The following is a 26831-nucleotide window of genomic DNA, read 5'->3' as shown; positions in this document are numbered from 1 at the left end:
TCCTTACAACAGCTCAGTCAAGTCAACAACACGGCTGACTTCATCCAAAGTCGTGTCTCCTTTCTTGACCCAGTTAATGCCGGCATGTGCCATATCGATAAACCCTTTTTCCTTTGCCTTATTTAAAATGGCGTGCTGTGAAGCGCCTTCCAATAAGAGATCATCCATTTCACCGTTAAAACGCATGGTTTCCAACAAAGCCAAACGGCCTTTATATCCGACACCATTACATTTAGAGCAGCCTTTCGGGTGATACAGTGTAATTTCTTCATCCGGCTCTAGGCCCAATAGCTTTTTCTCGAACGATTCGGGTTGATAGGGCTCTTTGCACTGACTGCAGAGTTTACGTACCAGTCGCTGAGCGACAATACCGATAATATTTCCGGATAGAATCGAACGTGATACACCGATATCCAAAAGTCGGGGAATTGCACCAATGGCCGAGTTAGTATGCAAAGTCGCAAACACTTGGTGCCCCGTCATAGCGGCACGCAAGGCCATTTCCGCGGTTTCCCCGTCTCGAATCTCACCGATCAGAATAATATCCGGATCCTGACGCAGCAGCGAACGTATCCCTGCGGCAAAATCCATCCCAATCTCTTCATTGACCGGCGTCTGACGTATCAACGACATCGGATATTCGACAGGATCTTCCAAAGTCATTATATTGACGCCCATATCGTTCAACTCATTCAAAATCGAATACAGCGTCGTCGTTTTACCGGAACCGGTCGGCCCTGTAACCAGAAAGATCCCTGTCGGGCGAGCGATCATCAGTTTCAAATCGTGATACGCTTCTTCGGCCAGACCCAGTTTATCGAGCGGAACAATCCCCTTTTCACGGTCCAGAATACGTAACACGAAGTTCTCACCGTGAGTACAGGGCAGAGAAGAGACACGAAAATCGATTCTTCGCCCTTGAACCACCAGAGTCATACGACCATCCTGAGGCAGTCTCTGCTCGGTCAAATCCAGATTGGACATAACTTTCAGACGTACGACCAACCCGGACCAGAACATCTTATGCAGTAGTCGAATCTCCTGCAGTACGCCATCGATACGGTAGCGGATGCGAATATAATCTTCTTCAGGCTCAAAGTGAATATCCGAGGCATTACGCTTAACCGCATCTGTCAACAAGTTATCCACAAGTCGGACCATCGGTTGAGCATACTCATTCGAGTTGCTGGCCGCAGTCATATCGACTTGACCGGTCTCGAGCTCTTTTAAGATCCCCTCAATCGATAACTCATAGCCATAGTAGTTATCAATTGCATTTTGTATTTCCGCCTCAACAACCAGTACCGGTTCAATGCGCACATCACTGCGTTGCAGGTGACGTCTCAATTTATCCAGAACCAGAATATCACCCGGGTTCGACATACCGACTTTAAGTACATTGTCGGACAAACTGATCGGCATTAATGTGTAGTTGTGGGCGAAAGTTTCTGAAACCAGCGAAATCGCTTTAGGATCCGGAACAACATCTTTTAAGCTCATTGCGGTAAAACCGCCGTAGGTCCCGACGACTTCACGCAGTGTATCAACACTGATAAAGCCCATCCCGACCAAGGTTTCGCCCAGCTTCTGCCCGTTTCGCTTTTGCTCAGTTAAAGCGATATTTAACTGATCGCGGGTAATGTAGCCATCGCGAATTAAACGCTCACCGAGACGCTCCGGATATTGCATCAAGGCTCCATCAAACTATGCTGTTTCAGAATGACCAAACGCTCTTTAATTGCAGACTGGTCAATCGCTGTCGTGTTATTTGCATAAACCAGTGCCTGAGTATAGTAATCCGCAGCCAATTTATACTTGTTTAGATGATCCAGACTGATCGCCAGGTTCATCAGGTATACCGCTTGATTCGATTCAATTGAAACGGCATTGAAATACGACTCCTGGGCCTTGAACCAATCTTGTTTTCGGGCCATGAAATTACCCAAAGCATTCTGTAGAACTGCCGACTTAGGGTTTCTTTCCGCAAGTTCTGTCAACTGCTGCAACCAGTCATTGGTCGGCGCCGTAACGGAATTTGCAATTTCGGCGACCGCTTCCAAAGCGAATGGGTTGCCTGGATCGATGTCTAGAACCTGCAAATAGGTTTCAACCGAGGTGGACGGATCGCCAAGTGCATTTTGTGTAGCCGCCAGCCCGATAAGCGCTTTAATGTTTTGCGGGTCACGCTGCGAAACGGCTTTGAAAGCATCTTGCGCATTTTGCCATTCACCACGCTGATAATACTCATACCCCTGAACCAACTGCTGTTGCGAAGGAGTCAACGCTTTTGAACGCGTAATCAACGCTGCTTTAGCAGCAGGCTTAGGCTGAATAATCGTTGAGTTGACAGTATTGAGGACCAATACCTTGTCAGTGGTTCTCAAAGTCTTAGCTTTAGGCACAGATTTTGTGGCAACCGCTTTAGAAGATTTCGATGTACTACTCGAAGCGGCCGCTTTTGTCGTCGTATCTCGGGCGGGCTTAACCGCTTTCGTTGACGCAATCGCCTTGTCAGCAGCAAGACTTTCGACCAGAGCAGTATCCTGACCTTCATCCAAAGCCGGATCCATTGTGGAGTCGGCCATAACAGTGTCACCGCTTAAGCCATCCGCCTTATCCGATTCAGTATCAACCTGTTCAGGAATTTTAGGCAGTTCAACTTGAATCGGCGTAATTTTATATTTATCAAAACTGGCTTCTAGCGCCTGATTTTGCTGGTCGAAATAAAAAGCCGTGTAGAGACCGATACACACAAATGCCGTTAAAGAAGTTAAAGCCAGCAGAGTTTTCGGGCTGCTCAATAAACCGCCTGTTGAATAGGGTTTACTGTGCGCATTTTTGGTCAAAACAGAATTCTTGGCGAGTTTTTGATCGTCCTCTGCATTATGCGTAACCTCCTGACTTGCTGAACCGGCAGGAACTTCTTTCTGTCCAGCCTCACCATCAGGAACATAAGCAGGAAGCTGCTCCAATCCCCACTCGAAACTATCGTCCTCTGCTTTGTCCTCTTTAACCTTGGGCTCGTCGGCTTGCTTTGCAGTCGCTTTCGTTTCAACAGGCGCCGTTTTATCGTTGTTTACAACAGGCGCCAAGTCTGGCTCAGGCAAAGCATCTTCATCGAGAGAAGTCGTATCAATTACCGGAAAATCTGCAGATTTGCTTGGTTCTGGGTTGGCGGTTGCTTCGCTAGTCGTTTTGTCCGATTCCAAATCAGTTGCTTCTTCAGTAGGAATGGAAAAATTAAGCTTAGTCGCAGGAGGTGTTTGCTGCCGAGTTTCCAATTCAACATCATCACTCGAATTATTGTCCTGAGCAGCGTATATATTAGCTCTCGTCGCAGTTGCCGCCGATTCTGGCTCTTGAATAAGTTCATCAAGATCTCGCGACCCACTTGCCTCTACAGGTGTTGATGTCTCAAGTTTCAGAGAAACCGGAGTCTCTGACACCGGGGTTTCACCGGTTGCCGTCGCAGAAGAAGTACTCTCGGGAGCTTGATCGACTTCTCCCGGGACATCTTCTGAAGAAAAAGAACTGGTCGTTTCCAAGGAGTCTTTTTCACTTGGAGAGGACTCGGCCTCAGACTCCTTGGCAGCTAACTTATTCTTTTCTTCAGCTGCTTTTTTTAAAGCTTCAAGTAATACACTCACATTTCAACCCTCATTGCCGATTACATGCTTTGAGTTTTGAGGAATTGACTCACTGATCGCAAATCACCGTTATAAACATCCGGGTTATCAATAATGATTGGACGAATAAAGATAACTAACTCACTCTTAGTCGCTTGGTCATCACGGGCTGAGAAAAGATCACCAACATAAGGTGTATCGCTCAACCAAGGAATACCATTTCTGTTATTGGAGTTTTCATCTTCGATCAAACCACCAATAATCGCGACCTGACGATCCTGCAGACGTAATACTGAAGACATCTCTTTTTCCTGAATGATCGGAATAAGACTCTCAACACCTGAATTAACCAAGGCAGGGTTAGGATCTGCTACTTGACCGACTAGGCGGGAAAGCGTCGGGCGGACATTTAGCGTTACAGTCCCTTCATCGCTTACGAAAGGCGTCACGCTCATCGTAAAACCAACCGGAACCGTCTGTACTTCTGTTTCGTAGGTTGTTTGTGATGTCTGTGTTCCCGTTGTGGTGTTCACGTCAACGGTAAAATAAACCAGATTATTAACGACTTTAAGAAGTGCTGTCTGGTTATTGATCGCCATGATTTTAGGGCTGGAAAGAACTTTCGAATCACCGAACTGTTTCAGTAATTTCAAATTAGCCAGGATATTCCAGTCACCTGATGCAACAGAACCGGCAGCCCCTAGAGGGTTAACAGTACCAATCGAGAAACCGTCTGATGGACCGGAAAATGGCGAGGAGAAACTGATACCACCGCTGGAACCAAACGCACTGCTGTTTATCATCGACCAATCAATACCAGCCTGATATTGATCGTTAAGGGTCACTTCAACAACGGTCGCTTCGATTAACACCTGTTTCTCGGCTCTGCGAGTCACCTGTTCAATATATTTCTTTATAGCACGATGCTTTTTATCTGTCGTAAATACAGAGATGACACCTGCCTCAGGGTTCACAACGGTATTCTGGGAAACTTTCTGACTGCCGCCTTTTTTATCCTTCTCCGTTTCGGCAACGACTTCCGAAATCGAGTATGGATCTAACTGAGCCAGTTTTTGAATATTATTATCCAACTGAACCCAGAAATCATGCTTAGACTCGACTTTAACCTGAGAAGAACTTCCCTTACCAAGTGTTGAACTTGCTCCATCCACAGAGGACGAAACATTCATTTTCATATCAATACTATCCGTACTCGTTTTAGTGATATTGACATAATCCACTTTGTAGTTACGCCATTCAGGTACATCGGGACGAATTTTAATGACGTTGTCGCGCATTTCGAATACGAAATTAGCCTGTTCAGACATGCGATCAAGAATCTGCTCGAGTGGTTGATTAATGGCGTTAATCGTAACTGTACCTTCTACACCATTGCTGATATCAATTTCTTTTGCCGAATCTTGAGAAATCTGGAAAAGCAGTTCAGTGACAGGAACTTTAATGGCAGTGATGGAATACAACTCTTTTTGAGTCAAATCTAATGGAGGCAATTTGGCTGTTGATGCTGTTGAAATACCGGGAATAGCATTAATATCAGGCTGTTGCTCGGCCATTTGCTGTGGCGAGTCAATGTGACCTTTCGGAATAAAATCTTCAGCAACCGGAGGAGCCGGTGGATCACGCTTGACTGCTGATGTCTCACAACCGGAAATCATTAACAGAGCAATGATCGAACTCGTTAACGTAATGACTTTAAAAGTTTTGTTTTTAACTAACATCTGATCCACCACCATTATTAAGGTACTTAACTGCTTGATCTAGGCTTTTTCGAACAACTGAAAAGGAAGTAATGAAAGGCTTTGATGAAAGAAAGCGTTTTGGTAACGCCTGGTACTTTCTTTTTGCTTCATCATAGCTTACCACTTCCGAATAATAGACTTTTATTCTAAAAACCGAATCTTCAACTTTGTAATCCAGCACATAATTCACACTATCTGGAGAAAGGCCGGATCTTTGAATATCTGATTTAAATTTTGGCAGGCTGCTAAATGCAATGGTTGCCAACTGAATCGTGTAACCTTTACCCTCTAATGAGTCTACCCATAATTTTGAAGCTTCATAATAACTATCAAAATCTATAGGCGTTACGAATTCCTTTTCAATCGCATTATTTTCAGAGACCAACTGAATTTCCGGCTTTTCCGAAATTTTCGGTTGGACCTGTATTTCATTATTATTCAGGGAGGCTTCATCGGCTTTCACTGGTTGCTCAAAGCTTTCCACTTTTGCAGCGATTTGAGTACCAGTATAATCATTCTGCACTTCTTCTACTTTATCTATATCATCTTTTATGACACTTTTCTCAGTACTTGCCGCTACATTTTCGCCGGGGAAAAGCGGCTTGTTGTCGTATATGAAAAAATAAACAACCGAAAGCGCAGCGACAATGAAGATCGCCGATGACAAATAGAGCATTTTGAAAGAACTGCTTTGCGCATTTTCATAAGAATCGAGCGACTTAAAATGCTTGGTTTTAGCAACCCTATCCTGTTGACTGTAAACTACCATCAGCAATTTATCCGCCAAGACGTTTATTCCACGAGGATACCCGTTAGTCATATCAAAAATACGTTTGGCCACAGGCTTGGTAAAAACATCGATTCCGGAATAGCCGCTTCTGCGCATTCTGAAATTCAAATAAGACAAAACATCATCCACGGAAAAAGGCGGGATATAGATACTATAGGTGATACGGCTTTTCAATTGACGAATATTGGGATTGTCTAAGGCCCTGTCCAACTCAGGCTGTCCGAATAGTACTATTTGCAAAAGCTTATCGCTATCCGTTTCAAGATTACTTAACAGACGAATTTCTTCCAAGCCATCTAAAGTCATGGCCTGTGCTTCATCAATCAACATAACAACCCGTGAACCCTGTGCGTATAGTTCGAGCAACCGGTTCTGCAAGCGATTAATCAAGGTAAACTTTTGCGAACTTTCAGTAACTTCAAGCCCCAGTTCAGTACAGATAAATAACAGAATATCTTTAGAAGACAGGTTTGGAGAATTAACATAGATAAGTTTAAAGTTGTCCGCCAGTGTATTTGCAAGCAGACGAAGGATCATCGTCTTACCACATCCGACCTCACCAACAACCTTAAGTATTCCATCCCCTCTCTCTACGGTATATTTTAAGGCTTGAAGAATTTCTTCTCTAGATCCCTCGTTGTAGAACATCTCCAACTCTGGAGTTGTTTTGAAAGGTAATTGCGACAAACCAAAATAAGGTCGATACATACGAATATTCCATTCTCTTCGTATGGGCTATAGTACTGTGTTTCAGATAGAAACAAAAGTAATCGAAATAAAATACAGAGAATATTTCAGGCAAAAAAAAACCGCCGTTCCTTCTGGAATCAGCGGTTTTTCGGGATATAAGCTTGGCGATGACCTACTCTCACATGGGACCTCCCACACTACCATCGGCGCTAAGACGTTTCACTTCTGAGTTCGGGAAGGGATCAGGTGGTTCCATCTTGCTATTGTCACCAAGCAATTCGGTGTTGTACGACTGATCTTCGATCAGCCACACAAAATTCTTTAGAATAACGTTTGCTGTTGTTTTAGGTACGCACCTTAGATTACTCAAGGTATTTGCGTCTGAACCTCAGTCATAACTTAAAAAGTTACTTTTGAGTTGTATAGTTAAGCCTCACGGGTAATTAGTACAAGTTAGCTTCATACATTACTGCACTTCCACACCTTGCCTATCAACGTCGTAGTCTCCAACGGCCCTTCAGAAGACTTAAAGTCTAGGGAGAACTCATCTTGAGGCAGGTTTCCCGCTTAGATGCTTTCAGCGGTTATCCTTTCCGAACATAGCTACCCAGCAATGCCATTGGCATGACAACTGGAACACCAGCGGTTCGTCCACTCCGGTCCTCTCGTACTAGGAGCAGCCCCTCTCAATTCTCCAACGCCCACGGCAGATAGGGACCGAACTGTCTCACGACGTTCTAAACCCAGCTCGCGTACCACTTTAAATGGCGAACAGCCATACCCTTGGGACCGACTTCAGCCCCAGGATGTGATGAGCCGACATCGAGGTGCCAAACACCGCCGTCGATATGAACTCTTGGGCGGTATCAGCCTGTTATCCCCGGAGTACCTTTTATCCGTTGAGCGATGGCCCTTCCACACAGAACCACCGGATCACTAGAACCTACTTTCGTACCTGCTCGACGTGTCTGTCTCGCAGTCAATCACCCTTCTACTCTTGCGCTCAATGCACGATGTCCGACCGTGCTGAGGGTAACTTCGCGCTCCTCCGTTACACTTTGGGAGGAGACCGCCCCAGTCAAACTACCCACCATACACTGTCCCTGATCAGGATTCACTGACCGAGGTTAGAACCTCAACATTACCAGGGTGGTATTTCAAGGATGGCTCCACTGCATCTGGCGACACAGTTTCATAGCCTCCCACCTATCCTACACAAGTAAGGTCAAAGTCCAGTGTAAAGCTGTAGTAAAGGTTCACGGGGTCTTTCCGTCTAGCCGCGGGTACGCAGCATCTTAACTGCGAGTTCAATTTCGCTGAGTCTCGGGTGGAGACAGTGTGGCCATCATTACGCCATTCGTGCAGGTCGGAACTTACCCGACAAGGAATTTCGCTACCTTAGGACCGTTATAGTTACGGCCGCCGTTTACCGGGGCTTCGATCAAGAGCTTCGCATAAGCTAACCCCATCAATTAACCTTCCGGCACCGGGCAGGCGTCACACCCTATACGTCATCTTTCGATTTTGCAGAGTGCTATGTTTTTAGTAAACAGTTGCAGCCACCTGGTCTCTGCAACCCCCACTAGCTTAGAGAGCAAGTCTCATCACCGGCAGGGGCACACCTTCTCCCGAAGTTACGGTGTCATTTTGCCTAGTTCCTTCACCCGAGTTCTCTCAAGCGCCTTGGAATTCTCATCCTGACCACCTGTGTTGGTTTGGGGTACGATTCTTTATGACCTGAAGCTTAGAAGATTTTCTTGGAAGCATAGCATCAACCACTTCGTCCAAAAGAGGACTCGTCATCAACTCTCAGCATAGAGTATCCCGGATTTGCCTAAGATACATGCCTACCGTCTTAAACCTGGACAACCATCGCCAGGCTGGTTTAGCTTTCTCCGTCCCTCCATCGCAGTCATAAAAAGTGCAGGAATATTAACCTGCTTCCCATCGACTACGCCTCTCGGCCTCGTCTTAGGGGTCGACTAACCCTACGTCGATTAGCGTTGCGTAGGAAACCTTGGTCTTTCGGCGAGGGAGCTTTTCACTCCCTTTATCGCTACTTATGTCAGCATTCGCACTTCTGATACCTCCAGGACACTTTACAATGCCCCTTCGCAGGCTTACAGAACGCTCCTCTACCATGCGTAAAAACGCATCCGCAGCTTCGGTACACTACTTAGCCCCGTTAAATCTTCGGCGCAGGCCGACTCGATCAGTGAGCTATTACGCTTTCTTTAAAGGGTGGCTGCTTCTAAGCCAACCTCCTGACTGTCTAAGCCTTCCCACATCCTTTCCCACTGAGTAGTGTTTAGGGACCTTAGCTGGCGGTCTGGGTTGTTTCCCTCTTGACTACGGACGTTAGCACCCGCAGTCTGTCTCCCATGATTGCACTTCCTGGTATTCGGAGTTTGCAATGGGCTGCTAACCCTTGACGGGCCGCTAGACCATAACAGTGCTCTACCCCCAGGAGTGAGACATGAGGCTCTACCTAAATAGATTTCGAGGAGAACCAGCTATCTCCGGGCTTGATTAGCCTTTCACTCCGATCCACAACTCATCCCCGCATTTTTCAACATACGTGGGTTCGGTCCTCCAGTACCTGTTACGGCACCTTCAACCTGGCCATGGATAGATCGCCCGGTTTCGGGTCTACGCCATGCAACTATTCGCCCAGTTAAGACTCGGTTTCCCTACGGCTCCCCTATTCGGTTAACCTTGCTACATAACGTAAGTCGCTGACCCATTATACAAAAGGTACGCAGTCACCCCAAAAGGGCTCCCACTGCTTGTACGTACACGGTTTCAGGTTCTATTTCACTCCCCTCCAGGGGTTCTTTTCGCCTTTCCCTCACGGTACTGGTTCACTATCGGTCGGTAGAGAGTATTTAGCCTTGGAGGGTGGTCCCCCCATGTTCAGACAGAATTTCACGTGTTCCGTCCTACTCGATTTCACAACTAATGAGTTTTCGCATACAGGACTATCACCTTGTACCGTTACACTTTCCAGAGTATTTTGCTAACTCAATAATTGCTTAAGGGCTGGTCCCCGTTCGCTCGCCGCTACTAAGGGAATCTCGGTTGATTTCTTTTCCTCCGGGTACTTAGATGTTTCAGTTCTCCGGGTTAGCTTCCTCAAAGAGGATATCCATAAAGGATGGGTTTTCCCATTCGGAAATCGCCGGGTCAAAGGTTATTTGCCACCTCACCGACGCTTATCGCAGGCTATCACGTCCTTCATCGCCTTCTACCGCCTAGGCATCCACCGTGTACGCTTAGTCACTTAACTATACAACTCAAAAATAACCTTAACCTTTTGTGTGATGTAAACATCATTAAGGTCTAGAGAGCTGCCATGACTAAGGTTCATCGCTGACACAAATACACTTGAGTAATCTCAATTAAGTATTGCGTTACCTATTACTTTGATTATTAAACTCACGTTTAACAATCCAGCAATTGCTAATAAATTTTGGAGAAATTTATTAGCGTATTGATATGACAAAGTCGGCGTCATATCAACGTTATTCCAAATTTTTAAAGAACTTCAGTTTACGTGAACTGAGAAGCGGAATTATAACATCCTTTTCTCAACCACAAAATAAAACTGTTAATAAACTTTCAAACTTCTGTTCAAAACCTTATTAACAGGTTTACTGAGTAATTGGTGGGTCTGGGTGGATTTGAACCACCGACCTCACCCTTATCAGGGGTGCGCTCTAACCAACTGAGCTACAGACCCAATAGTTGAGCCCGTAAAACTACCAACTCAAATAATTGGTGGAGCTATGCGGGATCGAACCGCAGACCTCCTGCGTGCAAAGCAGGCGCTCTCCCAGCTGAGCTATAGCCCCTAACAGGTAATTCAGAAAGAATTTATGTGAAAACTCGTCTAGACTCGTAAACCTTTTTATCTTAAAGGAGGTGATCCAGCCGCAGGTTCCCCTACGGCTACCTTGTTACGACTTCACCCCAGTCATGAACCACAAAGTGGTAAGCGCCCTCCCGAAGGTTAAGCTACCTACTTCTTTTGCAATCCACTCCCATGGTGTGACGGGCGGTGTGTACAAGGCCCGGGAACGTATTCACCGCAGCATTCTGATCTGCGATTACTAGCGATTCCGACTTCATGGAGTCGAGTTGCAGACTCCAATCCGGACTACGAAGGGTTTTTTGAGATTCGCGCACTGTCGCCAGTTGGCCGCTCTTTGTACCCCCCATTGTAGCACGTGTGTAGCCCATCCCATAAGGGCCATGATGACTTGACGTCGTCCCCGCCTTCCTCCGGTTTATCACCGGCAGTCTCATTAGAGTTCTCAACTAAATGGTAGCAACTAATGATAAGGGTTGCGCTCGTTGCGGGACTTAACCCAACATCTCACGACACGAGCTGACGACAGCCATGCAGCACCTGTCACAGAGCTCCCGAAGGCACCAATCTATCTCTAGAAAGTTCTCTGGATGTCAAGGGATGGTAAGGTTCTTCGCGTTGCATCGAATTAAACCACATGCTCCACCGCTTGTGCGGGCCCCCGTCAATTCCTTTGAGTTTTAATCTTGCGACCGTACTCCCCAGGCGGTCAACTTATCGCGTTAGCTACGCTACTAACCTTTTTAATAAGGCCAACAGCTAGTTGACATCGTTTACGGCGTGGACTACCGGGGTATCTAATCCCGTTTGCTACCCACGCTTTCGCACCTCAGCGTCAATTTTAGTCCAGGAAGGCGCCTTCGCCACTGATGTTCCTCCAGATATCTACGCATTTCACAGCTACACCTGGAATTCCCCTTCCCTCTACTAAATTCTAGATTGCCAGTATCGAATGCAATTCCCAGGTTGAGCCCAGGGCTTTCACAACCGACTTAACAGTCCGCCTACGCGCGCTTTACGCCCAGTAATTCCGAATAACGCTTGCACCCTCTGTATTACCGCGGCTGCTGGCACAGAGTTAGCCGGTGCTTCTTCTAAAGTTAACGTCAAATAATGCAGGTATTAACTACACTACCTTCCTCACAATTGAAAGTGCTTTACAACCCTCGGGCCTTCTTCACACACGCGGCATGGCTGCATCAAGGTTTCCCTCATTGTGCAATATTCCCCACTGCTGCCTCCCGTAGGAGTCTGGGCCGTGTCTCAGTCCCAGTGTGGCTGATCATCCTCTCAAACCAGCTAGAGATCGCAGTCTTGGTAAGCCATTACCTTACCAACAAACTAATCTCACCTGGGCTCATCCTTTAGCGAAAGCTTACAAGTAGAGGCCTCCTTTACTCCGTAGAGCACATTCGGTATTAGCATGCGTTTCCACATGTTGTCCCCAACTAAAGGGTAGATTCCCAGGCATTACTCACCCGTCCGCCACTCGACGCCTAGAGAGCAAGCTCTCTATCGTTTCCGTCCGACTTGCATGTGTTAGGCCTGCCGCCAGCGTTCATTCTGAGCCAGGATCAAACTCTTCAGTTTAATCTTGCTAGATATATTTAAATTCCGTCTCCGGATATAAACACTCGGAATTGACAAGTTAAGCATGATAAATAAGTAAACTTATTACCATTACATAATTGTCATAAATTTCGAGATTTTTTATCGGTCACTCATCTAGAGAGTTTCCACATAAATTATCTCTGAATTACCATATTGTTAAAGAGCTAACCAACTCGATCCGCGCTGCGTTCCTCGTTGGTAGGCCGCGTATTTTATAGAGTTGATATCTTCGTGTCAAATGTTTTTTCAAACTTTTTTCAGAAAATTTTCAACCGTTTTAAAACACTTAAAACGACCGGCTAAATCATCCCGCTTACTCTCATTATCTATTCCAATAACTCAAACAAACTCAATCACTTAGCACCAAATTTTTCTTGTCTTTCGAAGCCGGCTTAACGCTGCCCCCCCAAGACAGGTGCGTATTCTAGGGATTTCTAAAAACAACGCAACCCTTTTTTTCACTTTTTTCTCAAAAAATCGCAAAAAAATCGCACCACTCCGCTTATACACTTTACCCCACACCTTATCCACAGACTTATGCACATTTACGCCCGTTTTCCCCTCTAATCCCACTCCCTCCAAACCCCAAAAACAAAAAAGCCGCTTAGTAATAAGCGGCTTTTTTCTTTAGACTGAACTCAGCTATTTTTTTGATGCTTTCTCTTTAAGCTCTATCCGTGGCTCTTTCCATGGCCCTGTAATCTCATACTCATAAGTAATCAAGTTTTCATTAATATCAGGAATGACCTTCATTAACGTATAAACCGCTAATGCGGTGATCGGATTTGCCATACCTGCAAGCGCTGCAATAGTCGGCAGTGACGATCCAACCGACGGCGTTACATTTGCCTTGAGATCAAACGATTCCTCATCCAACAAGATGTCACCCTGCATAGTCACTTTGGCTGCCGGCGCTGTCAATTTAAAAGATTGCAGTTGCAGTCGACTTTCATTAAGCAACCCCTGCCCTTTAATGTCATCAAAGACCAGCCCTTTATTCGTCACATCATCAAGTTGAAGTCGCAAGCGCCTAGCCAATGAATCCACACTCAACAAACCTAATAAGCGTGCAAACCCCGGCTCGACATCTTTTACTACTCCGTCCTCCAATCTAAAATCCATCTTTCCAAACAGATCCTTAATCGAAAAACAGTCAACTCCACCAAACCAGGATACTTCGGAATGCAGCCAGGCCTCTTTAGCCTTTATCCCCTGACTGATCCTGAGCGTCTTTAAAAGCTCTACTATATTATTGGACTGCAGATTCAAACGTGCAGCACTCAAGTTCTTAAGCTGGTCAAATCGGTAACTACCACTAATCTGCCCAGCATTATTATGCATTTGCGCCTGCAGATTCTTGGCCTCGTACCCTTCCGCTATCGGCACAACATTAAAACCAAGCTGATCAAATAAATACTCACCAAAACGCACATTGCGTGCATTGAACTTTAGTTCGGGATAATCAACATCACTGGTTTCGAGTGGACAGATATCACTACTGCCCTGTACAAAGGCATTTTCATCCTTCGATTTCAGATACAGTTTATCCGCAGCAACCTCAATCACACCTTCTTCAGGAATCAAAACAGTTGCATCAACCTCATCACTCTGCAAGGTAATCTTATCTACATTTTCATCCAGACTCTGAACGACAATTCGGGCATTATTTAACTGCTGCTCTTTGTAATTAAGTGCTTTAACGAAAAACTCCGTGTTTTGCCATTCAATCTCTTCGAGTGGATTCATCTCTTGCCCTGAATCCGGAGCACCTTCCCACAAACGCCACCAGGCAAGGGCATCTAAATCCACCAATCGCCCACGAATAAACGAATCTCGCCCCCCCCAGTCTCGCTGGGCATCGACCATATCGCCGACATACCCTTGGATCTTAATGAATTTCTCTTTATCCAGGCTCCAAATAAAATCCGCTTGCACAATATCCCGTGAGAGAACATTAGCATAAAGCAACCGATCATCGATTTTCCCTGTCAACTCCAGCGGTCGAACAATATCCTTAGCGGTGAAAGGTGGCGGCATTCTGCTTTCAGCCTGGTTAACAAAGACGTTTCCGCTAAATTCAACCGGCCGCCCCGTTTCGTCGGTCGGCACAGAAAAACGCAGTTGATAAGGAATCGGTTTAGAAAAATACGCTTCGCTACGGTACCGGCTTTCACCCGCTAAATCGAAAACCACCTGCTTGCGCTTCTGATCCGTCTCAATCCCCAATACAGCCGGACTCTCGTAGAGGGTAAGCTTGATATTTTTCGCACTCAAAGCCTTTTCGCTAAATTCAAGCGTCCCGTTAACCCTCTGTAATTCGGGAAGTTCCGAAACCTCAAGTCGCGCGTTTTTCAAATGCAAACGCCCACTGACCTGTTCATCCTTTCGCCCATGCCCGAAAAGCGGTATCCATATCCTGTTTAATTCCAGTGTCGCAGTGCCTTGCAGTTTTTCCGGTTGCTGCAGATAACGTTGCAAGCCCAGCTTTTGGGGTAACGGGGTCTTCTTCGCAAAAGCGGCCATCTCTGTCAGAGAGGTTGAAACGGTTCCGGAAACCTGCAAACCGATATCATCTTCTGTGACATCGCTAATAACCGCTTTCGCTTTGATGGGCGCAGAAACACCTGCAAAACCAAGCGCCTGACTTGCAAAAGCGATACGGTTATCCTTGAATTCAAATGTCAGATCGGTATTGGCTATAGCCGGCCACTTTGAATTAAATTCAAATTGTGCATTTTCGATCACACCATGCAAACTCAGTCCTTTCAAATACTCGCCTAAGGGAGTCTGTTTTTCAGAATCAAGCGCTTTCGGTGAAGATTGAAAAACCACCTTAACAGCCGTTTTCCCACCTTTAATATCCGCATCTTCAAGCCATTTATTCAGTGACGCCCCCATCAATTTATACGGAAGGTAGGGCATGATTTGCTCGGTTTTATCAACGACAAGAGAAGCTCCGACATCCCACGCCCCTTGGTGATAACGAAAGCGTTCCAATTTGAGATTGAAGTCATTAAGCTGAAAATCAAAAGCATCAAAATCGTATTGCTGATCGACATAGTGCGACTGGACCACGGGCGGCAGACTGACACGCATAGGAAGTGGATAGATCTTTGGCTCCAACACCCAGACAGGTTCAGTTGTTTCCAGCCTGAACTGCTTATCGAATTTAACCAGGGTTACATCCTGAGCAGCAACACCGGGAAACTCCGTTAACGGAATACCGAGTCTGGCCAAATGCATTTTCAACATAGGCACATCCAGCGTCCGCCAGTTCAAGCGTAATGCAAAATCCGAAACCTGCAACTCAACCGCTTTACTCAGCAGATCACTTAAATAACGGGTTTCAACAAACACCCGCAACATCTCTTTGAACGGCTGGATATCGAACTTTTCAGCACTTAACACCAACTCCTTTTCGGAGGCGACCGTTAACTTAATCGGAGATAGGGTTTCGACAAACTGGTTATCCAACTGCACTTTGGTCAGATGGAAATTTGCCAGATTTTTCCCCAGAGCCTGATCCAGTTCCGGGTTCCAACTCAGTTCCAGCCCGACACTTTTCGGCAAGACCTCGTTATTTTCCCGCCAATCGAGAGCCTGCGCATTCAAATGCACTACGGAATGACTTACTTTGGAATCTTTGAAATCCGTCTGCCAATCAAGTAGCACTTCGCCCTTAGGAAGCACTTCAACCCATTTCGAAGGCAACAGCGCAGCAAGACGTTTAACGCTTAACGGCTGATAAGAAATAACGCGAACGGAACCATGACTCAAACCTCCCCAAGAGTTTGGAGTAAAAGCCAGGTTTGTACTGAAGCGCTCGAAATTTAACGCCTCTTTATAATGTACGGAGAACTCCGCAACGAGATTAATTTGACTCGCCTTAACCAGATCCAGCCTATCGATTTGAATCACGCTCGTCGCAGAATTCAAAAAGCCGTTCATAATCAAAGAATCCACAGAAACCTTTTGCCACATCCGCTTGGTGAATTTTTGCGAGCGTAAAAAATCCACCGCCCCCTGATAGGCTGACGACAACTCGGTTATATCCGGCATATTGGCGACAACCGGTTTATCTTGAGGCTGAAGATTACGAATACTGAGCTGTTCGAATCGCAGGGAATCCCCGAAACTCAGAACGGGAATCATAGGGGCAAAGATATTGATATCGCCTATGATCTTGTCGGCTTGGAGGTCAAACTGTTGACTGGAAAGACTGACGCCCTGAAGGTTGAATCTGGCGCCAAGCCAGGTCTGCTCCAACTCGATTGCCGAAAGCTCAACCTGCCAGCCGGTTATTTTTTCGAAAACGGAAAGGCTTTTTTCAGGATAGGACTGCAAACCAATAATAAACAGACGCATAATCAGCAGATAGGCGACAAACAGGCCCAGCATGACTTCCAAAAACAGATGCGTCCTTTTAATTAACATTCGCCCACCAAATCCGAAAATACGCTAAATTCTAGATCATCACCACATCGTATTGCTCCGCTGTATAGGCGCTCTCGGCCTGAAAACGGATACTCTTGTCCAAAAACGCTTCCAACTCGGCAACGCTGCTTGATTCTTCATCCATAATTCGCGAAACCACCGATTCTGCGGCAATCACCCGATATTGCTTGGCTTCAAAAGATCGTGCCATACGGGTAATTTCACGAAATATTTCATAAGCGACGGTCTCCGCCGTTTTCACAGAGCCTCGTCCGCTACAGACGGGACAGGGTTCACACAAAGTACGCTCCAGACTTTCGCGGGTTCGCTTACGGGTCATCTCAACCAACCCTAAACTGGAAATACTGCTGATCGAAGTTTTTACCCGATCTCGACTAAGTTCTTTATCCAGAGCAGATAACACATGATCCTGATGCGTTTTATCTTCCATGTCGATAAAGTCGAGAATAATGATTCCGCCCAGATTACGCAAGCGCAGTTGACGGGCAATTGCCTGAGTTGCTTCCAGATTTGTGCGGTAAATGGTCTCTTCAAGGTTGCGATGGCCGACAAAAGCGCCGGTATTGACATCGATCGTCGTCATCGCTTCGGTCTGATCGATAATCAGGTAACCGCCGGACTTAAGATTGACACGCTTATGTAGCGCCGCCTGAATCTCTTCTTCGATGTTGTATAAATCGAAAATCGGCCGCTCACCTTGATACAAACCGAGACGGTCCGCCAGTTCCATCACGTACTGGTCAACAAAGAGCTGCATCTTTTTATAGGTTTCAGTGGAATCGACCCTAATCTTCTCAATCCGTTCAATCGGAATATCCCTAAGGATTCGCAGGTACAAAGGTAGGTCTTCATAAATCACCGCCGGTTTACGCGAGGTCCGAGCCTTATCCTGGATGCCCGACCATAACCGCTGAAGATAGATCATATCGGCGCGCATTTCATGAAAATCGACCCCCTCGGCAACCGTCCTAACAATATACCCGCCTTCGGCATCGGAATATTCAGGGATCTGTTTAACCATTTCTCTTAAACGTTCACGCTCTTCGTTGGAATCGATTTTCTGTGACACCCCCAAGGTTTTTTCGGTCGGCATATAGACCAGCATCCGCGACGGAATGGTTACCTGCATGGTCACGCGCGCACCTTTGGTGCCTAAAGGGTCTTTGACCACCTGCACCATAATTTTCTGACCACAACGCAGTAACTTGGCAATATCGTCACACTGCTCGTCATCCGATCCGATGGCTTTATGGCAAACATCAGACACATGTAAAAAAGCCGCTCTCTCAAGCCCGATATTCACAAAGGCAGCCTGCATACCCGGCAAAACGCGGTCTACCTTGCCCATATAGATATTCCCGACCAGCCCGCGCTTGTTTGAGCGCTCAACCCAGACTTCTTGCAACACCCCATTCTCCACCCAGGCAACGCGGGTTTCGTTTGGAGTAACATTGACAAGAATTTTTTCTTCGTTATGCATGAATCAGGCCTTTAATCGTTTAGTCCGTTATCTTAAATGTGTAAAGTGCTGGTTATACGGGATCGTAAAACCCCATTTCCTGTAAAATCCGGTTCAACTCGAAGATCGGCAATCCCATGACACCATAGTAGCTGCCATTGATCGCTTTAATCCATTTCGCAGCCTCTCCCTGTATCGCATAGCCCCCGGCTTTATCCAGAGGCTCACCGGTAGCGATATAGTTTTTTATTTCAGTCTCTGCAAGCTCGGTAAAAACGACATCAGTGATATTAAGCGCCACTTCCAACACCCCTAGATGCCAAACCGCCACCGAAGAATATACCTGATGGGTTCTGCCCGACAATTCCCGCAGCATTCGCTGGGCATCAGAAGGATCTTCAGGCTTGCCGATAATTTCGCCATCCAGCACGATGGCTGTATCCCCTGCAATGACCCAGCAGCCCTCATCTGTAAGCTGCTGAGCACCTTGCTGCGATTTTTCTCGTGCCATGCGCGTGACAAACTGCGCGGCATCCTCGCTCTCTATCGGAGTTTCATCGATCGGGGCATCCAGTACCGAGAACTCGACGCCCATCTGTGCAAGGAGTTCCTGACGCCGCGGTGAAGACGAAGCTAAAAATACCGTTTTCGAGTTCATACAGATTAATTAATGCTCTGGTGAATTTTAGTAACTCATTCTACCGTGACATTTTGTAAAATGGGCGAATTGCATACGACTTATTCACCATTGCACAGGCAACCAGAGACGAATATATGAATTTAGACCAGATCGTGGATGATCACAGCCCGGAAAATCTCGAAAACCTTTTTCAGGCCAAGTACATTGCAGAACGCCCCTTCTACTCGATTTTAGTAAAAGAAACGACCATTCCCTGGATTCTTTTCGTCCCCAAAGGCCGTCTGGATGACAACGAGGTATTGTCAAACCTGTATCCCCAGCTGCATAAACTCGTAGCGGCCCTGCAGGAGCACGGTTACGGTCACTATAATATCGCTAAAATCGGCAATAAAAATAAATGGCTACACCTGCATCTGGTATTCCGCTCTGAAGACGATGAAGCCTGGCCGGATCCTATCTGGTGTCATGAGCCTTTGACTGCAAACCCGCAGCAGGCAGAAACACTAGGCAAGCAGATTCAACATTTTCTGCACAACAACATTTAAGTTACGCAGTTAAATGAAAAATAGCTCCCTGGCTCAACACCACATTCTTTCGGTTATTGCCAAACGATGTGACTCGCTAAAATGACAACAAAGAAAACGCTACTACTCAGTCTTAGCCTTCTGGTCTCAGTGGGCCTTATTTGGGCAATCGACTACTTTTTAGGCTGGTCAAAACTGATCGCCCCATGGACAACGCTCTCTATTGTCGATGCACTGCTGGCACTCTCCCTGCTGATTTCCAGTTATGCGATTAGAGCGACGCGTATTTACCAGCATTTTTATATGCACGGTATTAGAGACTTCCTGATTTCCGCCCGCTTAATGGTTCTGCATAATTTCTGGAATAACCTTCTCCCGATGCGCTCCGGAGAAGCCTCTTTTCCATTGCTGATGAAAACGAATTTCGGAATGCCGGTATCCACCTCTGTTCCGGCGTTACTATGGATGCGTCTGATGGACTTACAGGTGCTGCTGCTGATTGCATTACTGACCTTGGGATCAATCTGGCTCTCCACCGGCTGGATTCTGGCGTTCGCGCTCGCCGGGCTAAGCGCCCCGTTTATGATTTTCTGGGTGTACAATCGCTGGCTGAGAAAACGGCAAGACCTTCCCCCCCTACTGATTAAAATTTTCGCCGGGCTTCCGAACACGATCAGCCATATAGCCTGGGGACTTTTCTGGACAGTTTTCAACTGGGCCATCAAAATTGCCGTTTTAGCCTGGGTTTTAAGCTGGTTTATCCAACTGCCGGTACAACAACTTTTAATGGGCGTCATTGGCGGTGAATTCAGCAGCGTCCTGCCCATTCATGGCATTGCAGGAATGGGTTCCTATGAAGCTGGTGTTATCATCGGTTTCGGGGACGGCTTTACCCAGCTTGATGATTTACTGGTTGCCGCCGTCAACTTGCATCTCATATTATTCAGCAGCAGCTTGTTAGCCGCTGCATTGGTTTATCTGATATTCCCTAGCAAGAAAAATAAAAATGCAAATTAATACCTCCCGATTAGACACGGCAAGCAAGCTGTTTTTATTCAGCCTGATTTACTTTTTGTTCAATGCCGTTACACAATATTTAATTTCCGGCGTCGCAGACAAAGATCAGGCTGAGCAGATGCTTTTCGCCCAAGACTTTTTATTAGGATACGGACCTCAGCCGCCACTCTATTCGTGGATCGCTTTTGCTCTATTCCAGGTTTTCGGCGAAAAACTGATTATTCTCCTGCTGATGAAAGCAGTGCTGTTTAGCTTTTTTATTCTGGCGTTGCTCAAAACAGGCGAGCTCTTAGGCTTTGACGACAGGAAACAGGTTATTTCCATTATAGGCGTCTTAATGATTCCATTTTTCCTGTGGGAATCCCAAAGAGATCTAACGCACTCGGTTTTAGCTTCAACAATTGCCGCATGGCTGCTTTTCTGGATTATAAAAGCGCTGCACAACCCTTCGTCGGCTAAAAATTACATTATGATCGGTCTTTTATCCGGCCTGGGCCTTATCTCGAAGTACAACATTATCCTGTTAATTACTTCAGCCATGCTAGCCTTGCTAATGCACCGGGAAACACGCCAAGTGGTATTGAACCGTAACCTGGTGATCGCCATTTTCGTTGCTACCTTAGTCATAACCCCTCATCTCTCGTGGGTACTGCAAAACCTGGAGTTCGCCACTAAAAGCGCTTCCAAACTGGATATGGGCGGCAGTGTTTTCGACGGAATTTATCAGGCACTCTATCTTTTCGAGCATTTTTTAAATCCTCTCTGGATACTGGCACTCCTGATAATCCCTTACCACTTGAAAACCTACAAAGCGAAATTAACGACCGAAAGCCGCTTTCTGCTTATCCTGTTGCTGACGATCATTATGATTGTATTGGCCTTCGTCATTGGCACCCGTTCGTCGGAGTTCAATGACCGCTGGTATATGCCGCTACTGTTCTTTATCCCTCTGATCATCGCGCATTTCTCTCTGAAACGATTCAACAAGACGTTTATCGGAATAGGGATTTTTTTTATTGTCGTTGCCGCTTTACTGTTACCGGGCAGAACGATTATCAGCCAACACGTCGAGTTGAAATACGATCGTTCGGTGTACCCCTATAAAGCGCACTTTTCCAGCTGGAGCATCACAGCACCGGATCTGATTATTGCCGACACAAAATTTACCGCCGGCAACCTTAAGGAATACTTCCAATCCAGCAAAACAGTGACTTATTTGAGCCACCGCAACCCGTCCCCCATCAAAGGATCACAACGGGTGTTAATTGTGTGCACAACCTCTTGCTCGGATTCTTTCCTGAACTATGTCGATGGTTACTTTGAAAAACCCATAAAATGGCACGACCAATTGAATACCTCGACCCAATACTTTGATTTAGATAAAACACGCCCATTTGTCTTAAAATGGGCCCTGATTAAACTTTAAGGACTCCGCCATGATGGAACATAAACTTTCGATTGTAATCCCGATGTATAACGAGGAAGACAATGTTGAACCGATGATTGAAGCCGTTACCTCCGCCATGAGCGATTATCCTAACGACTGGGAACTGATCGTTGCCAATGATGGCAGTATCGATCGAACCGCAAACTATCTTGCGGAACAGGCTGAGAAGGTCGGCGACCGCATTAAAGTAATCAATTTACAGCGCAATTACGGCCAGACAGCCGCCATGCAAGCAGGTATCGATGCCGCATCGGGCGAGATTATCGCCACACTGGACGGCGATCTGCAAAACGACCCTAAAGACATTCCGAGAATGGTGCAGCGTCTGATTGACGAAGAGCTGGATCTGGTTGCCGGCTGGCGTAAAGACCGTAAGGATGCTCTGGTTCTGAGAAAAATTCCTTCGCGCATCGCCAACAAGCTGATCGCCAAAATCACCGGCGTCACTCTGAATGATTACGGCTGCAGCCTGAAAGTCTACCGGGCTTCAATTATTAAAAACATCGCTCTGTATGGCGAAATGCACCGTTTTATTCCGGCCTGGATGGCGACTGAAACCCTTCCTACCAAGATCAAAGAAGAAGTTGTCACTCACCATGCAAGACAGCACGGCGAATCCAAATATGGCATTACCCGTACATTCCGTGTTTTGATCGACCTGCTGTCGGTCTTCTTCTTTATGAAATTCCGTGCCCGCCCGGCGCACTTTTTCGGGCAAATCGGTTTGGGCTTCGGCGCCATCGGTTCCATCGGATTGGCTTATCTGCTTATTCTCAAGCTGATGGGCGAAGACATCGGAACCCGCCCTCTACTGACTATCTCGGTACTGTTTATGGTGATGTCCGTGCAATTCCTGCTGACCGGTGTTTTAGGGGAAATGATTTCCAGAACCTATTACTCATCGGCGGACAGACGTCATTACACGGTAAGAGATACCAAAAATCTGGATGATAGCGACTTTAATAAAAACAAATAGCGCACTTCAATAAAGGCTAGAACCGATGCAGAATCAACTGGACTTAAAAGCCAAAATCACTCTATTGGCTTTTCTGTTTTTCACAATCAACCAAATTACGCAATACCTGGTTTCGGGTACTGCCGATTACGATCAAGCGGAACAGCTTCTGGCCAGTCAATACTTGTTGCTGGGATATGGCCCACAACCGCCGCTATACAGCTGGTTGATCTATCCGGTGGCACAAGTTTTCGGCCCCAGCCTGTTTGCAACCGGAGCCATCAAGGTAGGTATTCTGACCTTGATGGTATGGACGATTCTGCAGATCGGCGAATTCTTCAAACTGTCCTCCAAGCAGCTTGTCGTTGCCGTCATTGCGATGGCATTGATCCCGCAATATGTCTTTGAGTCACAGCGTGATTTAAGCCACTCTTCGCTGTCGGGGCTAATGGCACTTCTGATCCTATGGCAAACACTACGCGTCACCCGTGACGCCAGCCTGAAAAACTACCTGCTTCTCGGAATTGCCGTCGGACTCGGAATGATGAGCAAATACAATATCGTGCTGTTTGTCTCGGCGCTGATTCTGACCATTTTGCTCTCCAAACACCGAAGCATACTGTTTAACAAATACCTGATCGTCAGCATTCTGGCCGCTCTTGTAGTTTTCCTTCCGCACGGTCTCTGGATGCTCGACCACTTGCAGGCAGCCACTTCCGGCACCAATAAACTGCAAATGGGCGAATCATCGGGACTGATGCAAAGTCTTGGCGCAACACTGATGGCCGGTCTGGTCTTCCTGTCTCCGCTGTGGCTTTTCGCATTAACCCTTCTGATCAATAAAAAAGACCAAGGTGACAACCTGGTTGAAAAAGACGATAAAAAGTTGCTTCTGACTTTATTCTTCTTTGTCTGGCTGATTCTCGTTATCTTTGTCATTGCCTCAGGTGCACAGCACGTTAAAGACCGCTGGTTCCACCCGCTCTTGCCGTTTGTACCGATTCTGGTAGCCATGACAATCAATCCATCCGATCGCGCCTATAAGACCTTTAGAAATATCGGCATCTTCTTTTTGGCGGTAATGATGTTTGTGCTACCGATGCGGACGCCTCTGGCACAATACACGGAAAAAGTCAGCCGCCCCAACCTGCCTTTCCCCGAACAGCTGAATTACATCAAAACCCAGCTTGCAAGCGAACCAGCCGTGATTTTTGCCGACAGTCATGTACTGGCCGGCAACCTGCGAATCTATTTCCCGAATGCCGCTATCAGCAACGGGAGAAAATACGTCAGCAAGGTTAATCATACCGGTACACTGCTGCTTGTCTGCGAATCGGAAAACTGTAAGGAAAACCGTTTTGCCGCCTGGCTGCAGAAACGAAATATCGATGTGACAAAATTGACCTACCAATCACACACGACCGAATACAAATTTCTTCCAGGCATAAAACACACAATCTACTGGACGACATTAGAAGGCAACTGGAAAAACTGATGCATAAATACCATCTCAAAACGCTTGGGAATAGAATAAAAGCCTACTTAAGTATGTACTTTACCGACCATGGCTTTTTAAGAGCGATGACATTTTTCAATAAATACTGGATTGATAATCAGGCTTTGCGCATGTCGCAACCCTCTCCGGCTGAAATTCGCAACCTGTCCAAAAAAGGCATTAAAACCATTCTGAATTTAAGAGGCAAAAACCCCTATGGTTCCTACCCTCTCGAAATAGAAGCCTGTGAAAAGTACGGCGTGAAGATGATCGATATTCAGGGTATCTACTCTCGAGACCTTCCGACCAAAACCGTCATTAACAATATCAAACACGTTTTTGAGACCGCAGAGTACCCCATTGCTTTGCACTGCAAATCAGGTGCAGATAGAGCAGGAATTGTTTCGACGTTTTACCAGATAATGGTTCAGAACAAACCGGTTGAAGATGCGATAACACAACTCAGTTTTAAATACGGTCATATAAAGCAGTCAAAAACCGGCATACTGGATCACCTGTTTGCAACCTATCTGAAAGACAATAAAGAAGAACCAATGGATTTTATGGAATGGGTTGAAACCAAATATGATCGAAAACAGACCATGCAAAACTTTAGTGACAGTTGGTGGGCCAGCACCCTTGTTGATAAGTTGCTTAGACGAGAGTAATCCTTATGCAGAGATTACTCTCTCTCCGGCTTCATTAAACCGGTTGAAACACCAAATTTAGTGTACCCCTTATAGATATTTAAGAAATACAGAACCAGACAGGCAACCGAGGCTTCGTTAACACTCAAGTCTTTGCGGCTAAACAGCAAACGAATATATTTAATCACGGGTGGAATCAGGCTTCTGAAAAGCGAAAATACTTTCAATCTTCTGCGGCCGTCTTTCATAAACACCGAACCGCCGGCAACCCGCTTCGCTTTCTTGAAAATTGCCTGCAACGAACTTCTCGCCGGATGTTTAACCATCGCGCCCTCGGAATACACGATATTAACGCCCTTCTTGGTCGCTCTGCGGCTCCACTCAGTATCTCCACCGGAGACCATTGCGGAGTTAAACTCGCCGACATAATCAAAGGCGCCTCTGCGCACAATCAGATTCGCGGTGGCCGTCAGCCCTCTCTTGGCACTTTTTTTCTGGTCGAACATAAAGGCCTTTTCATATTTTTCAGCCGCAGTCAGTTTCTGATCATCAAGATAGAATAGTTCAACCCTACCAGCGACCCGATCAGCGCCCGCTTCAATCTCCTCAACAGACGCCTCGAGCCACGTTTCACTCGGTATGCAATCTGAATCGGTAAATGCCAGAATCGAGTCCGAATCAGTCGCGAGCGCATTTTCTACGCCTTTATTTCGTGCTGCGTAAGAGCCGACCTTCGGTTCTATAAGAATCTTGAAATTCTCCGGAAGATCCCATTCCGGAATAGGATCTTCCGGGTCATTATTGACCGCAATAACCTCAAAAGAATCGGCCGGATAACTCTGTTTCTGCAAAGCGTCAAAGCAGAGTTTTAAGCGATCCCAGTCGCGATAAGTTGGAATAATAACTGTAATAAACTTGTTACTCACTGAGACTCTCATTGTTAAATTACTTACAATACTTCTATTTTTTGCAAACCTAACAAATTAAATAAACTCAGATTCCACCTCTTTATAAATATCCTTAACCCAAGGCGCTCGTCTATATATATCGTAAGGCTTTTCCATAACATCATGTGGATCTGGCTTACCATGAAATAACACAACGCTTGTTCCAACTGGATATGGAACAGTTCCTCTTGGAAGAAAAAAAGTGTATCTTTTTCTCAAAGATCTACCTAATTTACCAAACTTAAATTTAATTTTAGAATCTAAATCAAGTTTAAAAGACTTTACTAAAGACTTCGGGTAAACTACTGCGTTTTTATAGACGTGTTGGATCCAATCTTGATCTCCATGCATCTCATTCATAATCAATTCTTTCTGAGCCAAAAAAGAATCCCATATAAATCCATATTTTCCAGCGTCAAAACACATAATTGAACTGTTGTAAGTATTCTTAAGCACACCAGGAGTAATACAAAACCTTTCATCAAAGTCAATTAATTGATCAAGAGGGCCCGTTATAACAATGTCCAAGTCCAAAAAAAGCACCCTATCGGACTCATCTAAATTCAAAAAATCTTTTTTGAAAATTGCTAACTTATACCACCACCCCTTTAAATCTACTTTAGGTAATTGTTCAATAAGGATTGAAGAATCGATTCCTTGCGGATCCTCCGTAATACAATGAAATTTAAAAGTCCTTTTTAGATTATGCCTAACCATCTTGTATAAACGATTAACATATTCAGAGGAATACTTATCCCCCCATTTTAAGCAAACTACATGCAACACTTTTACCCCCCCCTATTTAACCAATTATATCCAACTTATATATCGCCAATTACTTCCAGACCTACTTCAAGCTTTAATTTAGATACCGACTCACCTATTTTTTAAGAACATTAC

The 26831-nt window shown here is 45.9% G+C and carries 15 protein-coding genes, 2 tRNA genes and 3 rRNA genes; 6 read left to right on the top strand and 14 right to left on the bottom strand.

Annotated features, from left to right (window positions below; genetic code table 11):
• Positions 1-3 precede the first annotated feature (3 nt).
• The 12 genes from HQN79_RS03245 to HQN79_RS03190 form a co-directional block, all read right to left on the bottom strand.
• A complete protein-coding gene (locus tag HQN79_RS03245; RefSeq protein WP_173284266.1) occupies positions 4-1689 on the bottom strand; it encodes a GspE/PulE family protein in 1686 nt (561 codons plus the stop codon).
• On the bottom strand, positions 1689-3647 hold the full coding sequence (locus HQN79_RS03240) for a tetratricopeptide repeat protein (protein ID WP_173284265.1): 1959 nt from the start codon (positions 3645-3647) through the stop codon (positions 1689-1691). The genes HQN79_RS03245 and HQN79_RS03240 overlap by 1 nt, the downstream gene beginning before the upstream one ends.
• Positions 3648-3667: 20 nt before the next feature.
• Positions 3668-5365, bottom strand: a complete 1698-nt coding sequence (gene mshL, locus HQN79_RS03235) for a pilus (MSHA type) biogenesis protein MshL (RefSeq protein WP_173284264.1) — start codon at positions 5363-5365, stop codon at positions 3668-3670.
• Positions 5355-6884 carry an ExeA family protein gene (locus HQN79_RS03230; RefSeq protein ID WP_173284263.1) on the bottom strand — a complete coding sequence of 510 codons (1530 nt, stop codon included), beginning with the start codon at positions 6882-6884 and terminating at the stop codon, positions 5355-5357. The genes mshL and HQN79_RS03230 overlap by 11 nt, the downstream gene beginning before the upstream one ends.
• Before the next feature lie 141 nt (positions 6885-7025).
• Positions 7026-7140: ribosomal RNA gene (gene rrf, locus HQN79_RS03225) — 5S ribosomal RNA — on the bottom strand.
• A gap of 148 nt (positions 7141-7288) precedes the next feature.
• Positions 7289-10152 (bottom strand): 23S ribosomal RNA (locus tag HQN79_RS03220).
• Between the two features lie 376 nt (positions 10153-10528).
• A tRNA-Ile gene (locus tag HQN79_RS03215) sits at positions 10529-10605 on the bottom strand.
• Between the two features lie 36 nt (positions 10606-10641).
• A tRNA-Ala gene (locus tag HQN79_RS03210) sits at positions 10642-10717 on the bottom strand.
• A 63-nt stretch (positions 10718-10780) separates the two neighbouring features.
• A 16S ribosomal RNA gene (locus HQN79_RS03205) occupies positions 10781-12324 on the bottom strand.
• The 16S, 23S and 5S rRNA genes sit together here with 2 tRNA genes alongside, the layout of an rRNA operon.
• Positions 12325-12987: 663 nt before the next feature.
• Complete coding sequence (locus tag HQN79_RS03200; protein WP_173284262.1) at positions 12988-16779, bottom strand: YhdP family phospholipid transporter; 3792 nt, start codon at positions 16777-16779, stop codon at positions 12988-12990.
• A gap of 31 nt (positions 16780-16810) precedes the next feature.
• Positions 16811-18280 (bottom strand): ribonuclease G, encoded by a 1470-nt coding sequence (gene rng / locus HQN79_RS03195; RefSeq protein WP_173284261.1) that lies wholly within the window; start codon positions 18278-18280, stop codon positions 16811-16813.
• Positions 18281-18332: 52 nt separating this feature from the next.
• A complete protein-coding gene (locus tag HQN79_RS03190) occupies positions 18333-18917 on the bottom strand; it encodes a Maf family protein (RefSeq protein ID WP_173284260.1) in 585 nt (194 codons plus the stop codon).
• Between the two features lie 116 nt (positions 18918-19033).
• On the opposite strand from HQN79_RS03190, the gene HQN79_RS03185 reads away from it, so the two are divergent.
• The 6 genes from HQN79_RS03185 to HQN79_RS03160 all read left to right on the top strand — a co-directional run bounded on the left by HQN79_RS03185 (position 19034) and on the right by HQN79_RS03160 (position 25005).
• Positions 19034-19444, top strand: a complete 411-nt coding sequence (locus HQN79_RS03185; protein WP_173284258.1) for a hypothetical protein — start codon at positions 19034-19036, stop codon at positions 19442-19444.
• Between the two features lie 81 nt (positions 19445-19525).
• Positions 19526-20440, top strand: coding sequence for a lysylphosphatidylglycerol synthase domain-containing protein (locus HQN79_RS03180; RefSeq protein ID WP_173284256.1), 915 nt, complete (start codon positions 19526-19528; stop codon positions 20438-20440).
• Positions 20430-21866 carry a glycosyltransferase family 39 protein gene (locus HQN79_RS03175; protein WP_173284254.1) on the top strand — a complete coding sequence of 479 codons (1437 nt, stop codon included), beginning with the start codon at positions 20430-20432 and terminating at the stop codon, positions 21864-21866. Before HQN79_RS03180 ends, HQN79_RS03175 begins: the two co-directional genes overlap by 11 nt.
• A 10-nt stretch (positions 21867-21876) precedes the next feature.
• On the top strand, positions 21877-22863 hold the full coding sequence (locus HQN79_RS03170) for a glycosyltransferase family 2 protein (protein ID WP_173284252.1): 987 nt from the start codon (positions 21877-21879) through the stop codon (positions 22861-22863).
• 25 nt (positions 22864-22888) lie between these two features.
• Positions 22889-24337, top strand: coding sequence for an ArnT family glycosyltransferase (locus HQN79_RS03165; protein WP_173284250.1), 1449 nt, complete (start codon positions 22889-22891; stop codon positions 24335-24337).
• Complete coding sequence (locus HQN79_RS03160; protein ID WP_173284248.1) at positions 24337-25005, top strand: fused DSP-PTPase phosphatase/NAD kinase-like protein; 669 nt, start codon at positions 24337-24339, stop codon at positions 25003-25005. Before HQN79_RS03165 ends, HQN79_RS03160 begins: the two co-directional genes overlap by 1 nt.
• A gap of 14 nt (positions 25006-25019) precedes the next feature.
• On the opposite strand, the gene HQN79_RS03155 is transcribed toward HQN79_RS03160, so the two are convergent.
• Positions 25020-25910 (bottom strand): glycosyltransferase family 2 protein, encoded by an 891-nt coding sequence (locus tag HQN79_RS03155; RefSeq protein WP_173284246.1) that lies wholly within the window; start codon positions 25908-25910, stop codon positions 25020-25022.
• Between the two features lie 57 nt (positions 25911-25967).
• The gene (locus HQN79_RS03150; RefSeq protein WP_173284244.1) at positions 25968-26717 is read right to left on the bottom strand and encodes a glycosyltransferase family protein; all 750 of its coding nucleotides are present in this window, start codon (positions 26715-26717) and stop codon (positions 25968-25970) included.
• Positions 26718-26831: the final 114 nt, after the last annotated feature.

This window comes from Thiomicrorhabdus xiamenensis (assembly GCF_013282625.1).
In the GTDB taxonomy this organism is placed as follows: Bacteria; Pseudomonadota; Gammaproteobacteria; order Thiomicrospirales; family Thiomicrospiraceae; genus Thiomicrorhabdus; species Thiomicrorhabdus xiamenensis.
The sequence above is the reverse complement of the archived record's forward strand: the minus strand, read 5'-3'. Positions and strand labels throughout refer to the sequence as shown.